The following is a 9,754-nucleotide window of genomic DNA, read 5'->3' as shown; positions in this document are numbered from 1 at the left end:
CGGTGGCGGCGGCGTCGGTCGCTTCAGCAGCGGCGGCGTCGGCCTTTTCAGCGGGCTTGCCGCAGGCGGCGACGGAGATGGCGGCGACGGCGGCGCCGGCGACGAGAAGCTTGCGAAGGAGTTCGGAGGTCATGCTGGTCCCCTAGGAAACGGAGTGAAGACGCGCCCGACTCGCCCCCCGGATGGGAAACGTCGCAAGCGCGAGAGCTGAATATGCCGTGGTTCGCGGCGAGGGCAAGGCTTTAATTCACGCTCTCGTGATCACTTTTCATCCCCGCCGCCTCAACCCCTTGAAATTCCCCGATTTGGCGATCACGACCCGCGTGAAGGCTTCAGTGTGGCGAGGCCCGTTTCACCGGCTATATGGGGTGGGCGGAGGAGAGTTCTCATGGATGTAGCGGTCACGCGCGAGCCCCGGGCGGTGCGGATCAACCTGCCTAGCCGGGGCGGGGAGATGTCGGCGCTGGCGTTCGGCCCCGCCGCGCGGCCGGTGGATATCGTGTTCACCCACGCCAACGGTTTCAACGCGAGGGCCTATGCCAGCATCCTCGCGCCCCTGGCCGCCGACTTCCATATCCTGGCGATCGATCAACGCGGTCACGGCCGTTCGGGCCTGAAGCCGGATATGGAGGGCCGCACGTCCTGGTACGGCCTGCGCGATGATCTGCTGGCGCTGCTTGAGGGGCTCGACCTGAAGAACGTGGTGCTGGGCGGCCACTCCATGGGAGGCACCGCCAGCATCCTGGCCAGCGCCGAGGCGCCGGACCGGGTCAAGAGCCTGGTGATGTTCGATCCCGTGGTTCTGAGTCCTGAGGCGATCGTCGCCAACAAGGGCGGTGAGCCTATCGAATCGCCTCTGGTCCAGGGCGCCCTGCGCCGCCGCGCGGTCTTCCCCAGCCGCCAGGCCGTCATCGAGGCCTATACTGGCCGCGGCGCCTTCAAGAGCTGGACGCCCGCCATGCTGGCCGACTACGTGGCCGACGGCTTCCGCGAGCGGGAGGACGGCGAGGTGGAGTTGACCTGCGCGCCCGAGTGGGAGGCGTCGAACTTCACCTCCCAGGCGCACGACACCTGGGACGCCTTCGCGCGCGCCAGGGCGCCGATCACCATCTTCCGCGCCGAGCACGGGTCCACCTGTCGGGTTGAAGGGCGTGAAGCCGAACTGACCGCCTCGGGCCAGATCACCCTGGAGACCGTGCCGGGCACGACCCACTTCCTGCCCATGGAGCGGCCCGACGTGGTGGCCGCCGCACTCAGAGCGGCGGCGTCAAAGCCCTAGGCCGGGGGTGAGCTGGGTGCGGTAGGCCGCCTGCGCCGTCGGAGAAATGTCGACGACCTTGCGGGCGTCGAGGTCGAAACTGATCACCACCGCCTCGGCGCTGGCCCAGGCCCGGCCGCTGACCGGGTCGACCATCCAGTGCATCACCTTTCGGGTGCGCGCCTCGACGCCGGCGAAGCCTGACCGCAATTCGACGGAATCCCCAGCCCTCGGCCAGTCCAGATGCAACACCCGGTATTCCAGCACGGCCCCGCCGATGTTCCTTGGCGCCTCACCGGGAACCGGTTCCGGGCCGGGCCGGGTCTCGCCGAAGAGCCGGTTCACCCCGTCCGAGACACGGCCGATGAACACCTCGCCGCGCATCCGCCCGAACACGTCGCACTCGGCGGGCTGGATCACCCCCATGCCGATGCGGGTGAGGTTCAACTCCATGGCCTTGGCGTGGCCGGCCATGGGGACGACGGGACCCAGGTCCAGGCCGCGCGCTGCGGCGAAGGGCGGGATCTCGACCTTCAGTGCTTCGGCGGCCTCACGGATGCGGGCCGGCCAAGGGAAGGGCCGCAAATCGGTGCTGGTGACGTGGGACACCACCACCTGAAAACTGGCGGCGGGTTCGCCCGACAGATGGCGGATCACCAGCAGTAGACGGGCGTCGGTCTCGCCGACCTCCACCACGCCGCCGGTCATGATCAGGCCCGCGCCGGCGCGGGCCTCCCGCAGGAAGCGGATATGCTGCTCGCGGACCACCAGGGTGGATTCGGCCCCGGTGGTGAAGGCGCGGGGCATGCCCAGCTTCGCGGCCAGGCCGGCGACGCCCTCAAGGGACTTGGCCACCCAGAACCGCACGTTCAGGTGTCCCATCTCGTCGCATTCCCAGGTGTTGACCCCGCCGCCCCAGACCTCGATCACACAACCATCCCTCGTTCTCTGGCGGCGAACTTATGGGACCCGTCCTGTAACCGACAGGGGGCGGATGTCGAATTCCTCTCCAAGCTCAACCTCGTCCGGCAGGCCATCGCCGCCGTATCGTCCTTGTGCGAAGCTGAAGACCTAGGGAAGGCCATCACATGCCGCCGACAATGAAGGTCCTGGTCTATCGCCACAGCGTGATCACGCGGTTGACCCACTGGATCAATGTCGTGGCGCTCGTCCTGCTGCTCATGAGCGGGCTGCAGATCTTCAACGCCCACCCGGCGCTCTACTGGGGTCATACGTCCACCTTCGCCCAACCCTGGGTCTCGATGACCTCCGAAGAGCGCGGCGACAGGATGATCGGTCTTACCAAGGTTGGGCCGGTGACTCTGGAGACCACCGGCCTGTTCGGCTTTTCCGGCGGGGAGAAGCGCGGCTTCCCCGCCTGGGCCACGGCGCCCGGCTATCGCAACCTGGCCGATGGACGCCATTGGCACTTCTTTTTTGCCTGGCTGTTCGTGTTCAACGGCCTTGTCTATCTCTCGGCCAACATCCTCAGCGGCCACATCCGGCGAGACCTGCTGCCTACCCGGGATGACCTGGCGCCGCGCAATCTCTGGCGCGAGGTCGTCACCCACGCCCGACTGCGGTTCCCCAAGGGCGAGGAGGCGCGACGCTACAACGCCCTGCAGAAGCTGAGCTATGGCGGTATCGTGCTCATCCTCCTGCCGCTCATGGTGCTGACGGGTCTGACCATGTCGCCCGCCGTCGATGCGGGCCAGCCGTGGCTGCCGGCGGTGTTCGGCGGACGGCAGTCGGCCCGAACGATCCACTTCATCTGTGCGGGCCTGATCGTGGCCTTCGTCCTGGTCCATGTCGCCATGGTCCTGTTGTCGGGAGTCTGGAACAACCTGCGATCCATGATCACCGGCCGCTACGCCATAGACCTCGAGGGAGACGCCCGATGAGCGCCGCCGACACGCGCCGCGGTTGGCTGAAGGGCGCGGCCGCAGGCGCCGCGGGTCTCTGGCTCACCGCCTGCAACAAGGTCAACGACAACCCTCAGGTCCAGGCCACTCTGCAGAGCGCCGAGGGCCTGACGCGCCGCGCCCAGCGTCTGCTGATCAGCCGCCACGCCTTGGCCCAGGAGTTCACCGAGGCCGACATCGCCCGCGATTTCCGCGCCAACGGCTCCATCAGCCCGGGGGACCCGGACTACCGAAAGCTGTTGCTGGCGGGCTTCGCCGACTATCGTCTGGTGGTGGACGGCCTGGTGGACAAGCCTCTTTCGCTCGACCTCGCCCAGATCCGCGCTTTGAAATCCCGTACCCAGATCACGCGCCACGACTGCGTGGAGGGCTGGTCCAGCATCGGCAAGTGGAAGGGTGCGCGCCTGGGGCCGTTGCTGGACATGGCGGGGCTGAAGGCGGACGCCCGCTACATCGTCTTCCATTGCGCCGACAGCCTGGGCGGCGGAGGGCCGAACGGACGCTACTATGAGAGTATCGACCTGATCGACGCCTACCATCCCCAAAGCATCATGGCCTACGACATGAACGGCGCGACCCTTCCGGTGGCCCACGGCGCCCCTCTGCGCCTGCGGGTCGAGCGGCAACTCGGCTACAAGCACGCCAAGTACGTCATGCGCATCGAGGCCGTCGCCGACTTCGCGCACCTGGGGGCTGGCAAGGGCGGCTTCTGGGAAGACCGCGGCTATGAGTGGTACGCCGGAATCTAGCCTACCAGGGGGTGCGAGCAGTCTGTTCGGCCTCGGCCTTGCACATCGCGGTGTCGGGTTTCGCACCGGTCTTGCGGACCGCTTCCAGTTCAGCGCGGACCGCCTCCAGGTCGGTTCGGAAGCTGGGGTTTCCGCGCCAGGCGGCCAGCAGGGCGCCGCCATTGGTGCGGCCGGCCGCGATGGCGCTGACGCTGTGAACGCCGCAGACCACCCGGCTCTCGCCGAAGGCCCGCCCGCGCACCAGGATCGGCGTGGCGCGGTCGGGGGCCAGCTCGGCCAGGAACATGGCCACCGACCAGCCCCAGGTAGCGTGGCCCGAGGGGTAGTCGGGGCTGGCGGCCAGGGAGTCGCTCTTGGGCGTGCAGATATTGCCCTCGCCGGCGATGATGTAGGGCCGCTTGCGCTTGAAGACATCCTTGACGCTGGAGACCTGGCGGCTGGCGTCGATCCCCATCCTGGACAGCATGGCCTGCAGCTTGGGCGTGGTCTCCGGCGACATCTGCACCCCGACCGCGCAGCTGAAATCCTTCAGCATGTTGGCGGGCAGGGAGGGGACGTCGTTCTGCGCCAGAGACCAGCGCGGGGACCCTTCCAGGGCGCGGGTGGCTTTGAACACCTCCTGGTCCTGGGCCTCACGGGCAGACCCGGTGGCCGGGGCGGGGGGCAGAATCAGGTCCGCGGCGGGCCAGGTCTGGGCGTTGAGATAGCCCGTGGGCAGCGGCCTGGGCGTCGGGGCGGGCGCGACGACCGGAGTCGTGGCGGGTTGGGCCAGGGCGACGCCGGTGGCGGCGAGGGCGCCTGCCAGGGTCAAACCGATCAGCGTACGGCGCATTTTCCACTCCCCAGTTCTGTTGGCGCCATCATGCCCATGCAGACCTCCGGCGCAACGTCCAAGCTGGGCGGGGTTTTCTGCGGTGGGTGGATGTGGGGTCCTGGGTTAGGGTCGTTAGAACCCAAGGCCGACATTGGAACCGCTTCCGACCCCCGTCCCGCCCTCCGAGGTGGCCAATCCGCAGCGTGAGAAGGCGCCGCGCCAACTCGCGCTGATGCGGGCTCGCGCTGAACTGCTGCGCTGGCGCGTGGTTCCGCGCGTGCGCAAGCCCGGCCAGCGGCGGGTCAGTCCCTGGCTGCCGCTCGTCCCGGTGCTGATCGTGCTGTCGCCCGCACTGCTGCTGGTGGCGGGCGTGGCCGTCTTCCTGCCCCGGCCTTTCCGGATCAATCCGGCGACGGTCATGCTGAACCTTGGCCGCGTCATGATAGCCCTGAGCGACGGCGAAGCTCATATCGAGGATCGCGCCCAGCCCAGGATTTCCGACGAGCGGCCCTGACGGTCGCTGTCGCGAAACCTCGACCGTCACCGCTGGCGCGATGACGGTCGTTGCGTCGGCTACTTGGCGATCTTCTGGAAGAGCTTGGCCCAGCGGGGCTTTTCGCGGGTCTTCCAGGCGCCGCGGTGCCAGGCGTCCGAGGCGATCAGCGGCACCACGGTGCTGGCCTCGGCGAACACCATCTGCTCCCAGGTGACGTCGACCTTGCCCCAGGAGCAGGCCTCCTTAAGCGTAGAGGATGAACAGGCGCCGTCCCGCACATCGGCCACCGTGATCTGGATGGCGTACTTGTGCATGTCGACCTCGTGGCCGAGGATTTCGGCGCAGACCACGGTGTCCTGGGCGAAGTTCTTGGGAACGCCGCCGCCCACCATGAACAGGCCGGTCGTGCCCGCCGCGATCTTGACGTCGGTCAGCTCCCGGAAGTCGGCGACGGAGTCGATGGTGAGGTAGGGCTTGCCCGCCTTCATGTTCTCCACCTGATGCTTCACCAGGCCGAAACCCGCCGAACTATCGGTGAAGGCCGGGCAGAAGATCGGAATGTCCAGCTCGTAGGCCGTTTCGATCAGCGAGCCCTTCTTCTTGGCGTTGCCGGCGGCCAGCCACTTGCCCATCTCCCAGATGAACTCACGGCTCGAATAGGGCCGCGGCTCCAGCATGTTGCAGAGCTGGAAGATCACATCGTCGCAGTTCTGGAGCTCTTCCTCGTCGATATAGGTGTCGTAGATGCGGTCGATATAGAGGGCGCGCAGGTCGCGGTCGTCGACCGGATCCTGGGGCTTGGACTGATAATGTTTGAAGCCCAGGGCCTCGAAGAAATCCATGTCGACGATCGAGGCGCCGGTGGAGACCACGCAGTCGATCAGGCCAAACTTCAGCATGTCGCGATAGATGTGCATGCAGCCGCCGGCGCTGGTGGAGCCGGCAAGTGTCAGCCAGGTCGAGCAGCCCTCGTCTTCCAGGGCCATGGTCAGGATGTCGGCGGCGCGCGCGGTGTCGCGGCTGGTGAAGCTCATCTGCCGCATCGAGTCGATGATCGGCCGGGCGTCGTACTGGTTGATGGCCACGTGCTCGACCGTGGTCGAGAGCAACTCGGCCTTGCGGTTCGTGTTCTGAACGTCAGCGTTCATTCTCTTGATCCTCAGGAGTTTGAGCGCCCGTCCTTGGAAAAGGAGCCCAGCCGGGACGGAGCGACCGGCTGGACCATCAACACCTGAGCGGGGCGGTTATTTCCGCCGACGCTTCTTCCCGCGCGCCCGTGACAGCTTCACGACGTTCTGGCCGTCGGACTTGGGCACCGAGATGGAACGCTTGGCCAGGCCGAACATGGAGGCCATCGGGGCGTCTTGGACTTCGATGGTCTCGGCGTCGCCGAACCCGTTGAAGCGGGTGTTCATCGCCACGCCGTAGGCGCCCAGCATGCCGATCTCCACATAGTCACCCTCGCGGATGTCTTCCGGCAGCCAGAAGGGGCCGGGCATGTGGTCGAGCGAGTCGCAGGTCGGACCCCAGAAACGGTAGGGCTTCAGGGCGCCTTCGACCTCGCGGGCTTCGCCGTTCTCGTTGCGGATCAGCTTGACCGGAAAGGGCCACTTGGTGTGGGCGGCGTCGAACAGCGAGCCATAGGAGCCATCGTTGAGATAGAGCGCGTCACCCTTACGCAGCTCGACCTTGGTGAGGATCGAGGAGCCCTCGGCGACGAGCGCCCGGCCGGGTTCGCACCACAGCTCGGTGGTCTCATGGACCATCATCTCGGCGAAGCCGCGGTCGATGGAGTCGACATAGTCGGCCAGGTCGGGCGGAACCATGCCGGGATAGATCGACGGGAAGCCGCCGCCCACGTCCACCACATCGGCGAAGACGCCGGCGCGGACCAGGGCGCGCGAGGCCTGGGTCATGGCCGCCTGGTAGGCGGTGGGACGCATGCACTGGCTGCCGACATGGAACGAGACGCCCATCAGATCCTGGGTCGCCCGCCGGGCGGCGAGCAGCAGGCTCGGCGCCTCGAAGGTGTCGACCCCGAACTTGCCTGACAGGGAATAGGCCGCGCCCTCGGCGGCGACGGCCAGGCGCACGATCAGGTTCAGGTCCTTGGCGCCGCCTGTGGCGTCCAGGATCTTGGCCAGCTCTTCGTGCGTGTCGAGCGCGAAGGTGCGGACGCCATGATCGAAATAGGCCTGGGAGATCGCAGACCGGCTCTTGACCGGATGCATGAAGGCCATGCGCGAACCGGGCGCGAACTGGCTGACCAGTTCGATCTCCGGGATCGAGGCCACGTCGAAGGAAGTCACCCCATTGGCCGCCAAGGTCTCGATAACCCACGGCGAGGGATTCGCTTTGACTGCGTAGAAGACGTCGCCTCGGAAATTTTCCTGGAACCAGCGCGCCGCCACGGCCACCGCGTCAGGTCGCGCTATTGCGACAGGACGTTCCGGAGACCGCTGACGGACCAGGTCCAGGGGCGTTTGATACGTGTGCAATTCACGTAACCCCCAACGGATTGTTGAACCTAGCCGGCGTTAGCAGCGCTTTTGAGGACTTCGGGTCCGCCGGAGCGCGGTGAAATAGGGGCATATGCTCCCTGTGTAAAGTGGTTTGACCCAACTGCGCCAAATCGCGCGCAACCCCTGACCGGGCCAAGGCTTGCGAGCGGGGCGCGGCTCCGACTTTTGTGACAGTCCTCAGGGAGGGAAATTGCGTACCGCGGCGTCATTCGCGCGCGCGCCACGCCTGCGACGTATGGAGGCGTTAACGGACGCTAGACCGGACAGCGGGCGCCGTGTCATGAAGTCGTCGCGACGGTCGGCGATGACCCATCTCCGCACCCTTGCCTGCGCCGACCTGGGAAGCTTCTGCATTCATGCCTGACGCCGCCGTTCTGTCCGTACGGAACGCCTCGAAGAGCTTTGGTCCTCGCAAAGCGCTCGACGGCGTGTCCATCGATGTTTCCCGTGGCGAGATGATCGCCCTGATCGGTCCATCCGGTTCGGGCAAGTCGACCCTGCTGCGCTCCATCAGCGGCCTGCAGGCCATCGATCAGGGGCCTGGCGTCATCGAGGCCTTCGGCGGCCCGGTGCAGTCCGGCGGCAAGATCAGCCGCAAGGTGCGGCAGACCCGGATCCGGGTGGGTTTCATCTTCCAGCAGTTCAACCTGGTTGGTCGGCTGACCCTGTTCACCAACGTCGCGCTTGGGTCGCTGGGCCGCATTCCCATGCTGCGCGGAACCCTTGGCGCCTGGCCGCAGGAAACCAAGGACGCGGTCATGGCCGCCCTCTCTCGCGTGGGCGTGGCCGAGTATGCCGGCCAGAGGGCCAACACCCTGTCGGGTGGGCAGCAGCAGCGCGGCGCGATCGCCCGCGCCCTGGTGCAGAAGGCCAAGATCATCCTGGCCGACGAACCGGTCGCCTCCCTCGACCCCGTCTCGGCGCGCAAGGTCATGGAACTGTTGCGCGACCTCAACGCCACCGACGGCCTCACCGTCGTCGTCACCCTGCATCAGGTCGACTACGCCCTGCGCTACTGCAAGCGGGTGGTGGCGCTGAAGGCCGGCAAGGTGGTCTATGACGGCCCCATCGACGGCCTGGACCGTGAGCGGCTGATCGACATCTACGGTCCCGAATTCGAAGACGCCTTCTGGGAAGGAGCGCCGCAATGATCCGCCGCCAAGTTTTAACGGCGCTGGCCGTCGTCCTGGCGCTGACCGCCTGTGGGCAGAAGCCGGCCGAGACCGCCGGCGCGCCCAAGGAGCTGACGTTCTCGATCCTGTCGGCCGAGAACCAAGCCTCGATGCAGCCCCTGTGGCAGCCGCTCCTGGACGACATGTCAGCGCAGATCGGCGTCAAGGTGAAGCCGTACTTCGCCACCAACTACACCTCATTGATCGAGGCCATGCGCTTTAATCAGGTGCAGGTGGGCTGGTTCTCCGCCCTGCCGGCTCTGGAGGCGATTCGCCGTGCTGACGGCGAGGTTCTGGGCCGGGTGATTGATTCCGGCGGCGCCGATTCCTACACCTCCGTCCTGATTGTGAAGAAGGGCAGCGGCATCACGCTTGATGACGTGTTGAAGTGCGGCAAGCGTTACTCCTTCGGGATCGGCGACGCCAAGTCGACCTCGGGCACGCTGGCCCCCATGACCTATCTGTTCACCCCGCGGGGCATTGAGCCGGGAAGCTGCTTCAAGGGCGTTCGCTCGGCCAGCCATCAGACCAATGTCTTCTCCGTCGCCAACGGCGTGCTGGACGTGGCCACCAACAATTCCGTGGGTCTGGTCTTCGCGGCCCGTGAAAATCCTGCGGTGGCCGCCAAGATCGAGGTGATCTGGAACTCTCCGCCGCTGCCGGAATCCTCCATCGTCGCCCGCAAGGATCTAGACCCGGCGATCCGTGAGAAGATCCGCCAGTTCTTCCTGACCTACGGCGTCGGCGACACCCCGCGCGCCGCCAAGCAGCGCGAAGTGCTCAAGGGCCTGGCCTATGGGGGCTTCCGTCCGGCCGACGAC

The 9,754-nt window shown here is 66.7% G+C and carries 10 protein-coding genes; 6 read left to right on the top strand and 4 right to left on the bottom strand.

Going from position 1 to position 9,754, the window contains the following annotated elements; all coding sequences use genetic code 11:
- The first annotated feature begins 388 nt into the window (after positions 1-388).
- Positions 389-1,279, top strand: coding sequence for an alpha/beta hydrolase (locus AAC997_RS00640; RefSeq protein ID WP_340643762.1), 891 nt, complete (start codon positions 389-391; stop codon positions 1,277-1,279).
- Here AAC997_RS00640 and AAC997_RS00635 read toward each other — a convergent pair.
- Positions 1,268-2,188 (bottom strand): thioesterase family protein, encoded by a 921-nt coding sequence (locus tag AAC997_RS00635; protein ID WP_340643761.1) that lies wholly within the window; start codon positions 2,186-2,188, stop codon positions 1,268-1,270. The two genes, AAC997_RS00640 and AAC997_RS00635, sit on opposite strands and share 12 nt — an antisense overlap.
- A gap of 158 nt (positions 2,189-2,346) precedes the next feature.
- Between AAC997_RS00635 and AAC997_RS00630 the strand changes: the two genes are divergently transcribed.
- Positions 2,347-3,159 carry a cytochrome b/b6 domain-containing protein gene (locus AAC997_RS00630; protein WP_340643760.1) on the top strand — a complete coding sequence of 271 codons (813 nt, stop codon included), beginning with the start codon at positions 2,347-2,349 and terminating at the stop codon, positions 3,157-3,159.
- On the top strand, positions 3,156-3,929 hold the full coding sequence (locus AAC997_RS00625) for a molybdopterin-dependent oxidoreductase (RefSeq protein WP_340643759.1): 774 nt from the start codon (positions 3,156-3,158) through the stop codon (positions 3,927-3,929). The genes AAC997_RS00630 and AAC997_RS00625 overlap by 4 nt, the downstream gene beginning before the upstream one ends.
- A 1-nt stretch (position 3,930) precedes the next feature.
- On the opposite strand, the gene AAC997_RS00620 is transcribed toward AAC997_RS00625, so the two are convergent.
- The gene (locus tag AAC997_RS00620; RefSeq protein WP_340643758.1) at positions 3,931-4,761 is read right to left on the bottom strand and encodes a phosphatase PAP2 family protein; all 831 of its coding nucleotides are present in this window, start codon (positions 4,759-4,761) and stop codon (positions 3,931-3,933) included.
- Between the two features lie 133 nt (positions 4,762-4,894).
- Here AAC997_RS00620 and AAC997_RS00615 point away from each other — a divergent pair, with 133 nt between their 5' ends.
- On the top strand, positions 4,895-5,257 hold the full coding sequence (locus AAC997_RS00615) for a hypothetical protein (protein WP_340643757.1): 363 nt from the start codon (positions 4,895-4,897) through the stop codon (positions 5,255-5,257).
- A gap of 59 nt (positions 5,258-5,316) precedes the next feature.
- Here AAC997_RS00615 and AAC997_RS00610 read toward each other — a convergent pair whose 3' ends face one another.
- Positions 5,317-6,387, bottom strand: a complete 1,071-nt coding sequence (locus AAC997_RS00610; RefSeq protein ID WP_340643756.1) for a deoxyhypusine synthase — start codon at positions 6,385-6,387, stop codon at positions 5,317-5,319.
- 96 nt (positions 6,388-6,483) lie between these two features.
- Entirely contained in the window at positions 6,484-7,737 is a 1,254-nt protein-coding gene (locus tag AAC997_RS00605; RefSeq protein WP_340643755.1) for a type III PLP-dependent enzyme, read from the bottom strand.
- A 380-nt stretch (positions 7,738-8,117) separates the two neighbouring features.
- On the opposite strand from AAC997_RS00605, the gene phnC reads away from it, so the two are divergent.
- Both phnC and phnD read left to right on the top strand, forming a co-directional pair.
- Positions 8,118-8,912, top strand: a complete 795-nt coding sequence (gene phnC / locus AAC997_RS00600; protein WP_340643754.1) for a phosphonate ABC transporter ATP-binding protein — start codon at positions 8,118-8,120, stop codon at positions 8,910-8,912.
- Positions 8,909-9,754 (top strand): phosphate/phosphite/phosphonate ABC transporter substrate-binding protein (gene phnD / locus AAC997_RS00595; RefSeq protein ID WP_340643753.1); only part of this gene is annotated, 846 nt, incomplete at its 3' end. The genes phnC and phnD, both read left to right, overlap by 4 nt.

The organism is Phenylobacterium sp., assembly GCF_037968635.1.
Taxonomy (GTDB): Bacteria; Pseudomonadota; Alphaproteobacteria; order Caulobacterales; family Caulobacteraceae; genus Phenylobacterium.
Note: the sequence above shows the minus strand (reverse complement) of the source record. Positions and strands in the feature narration are given on the sequence as shown.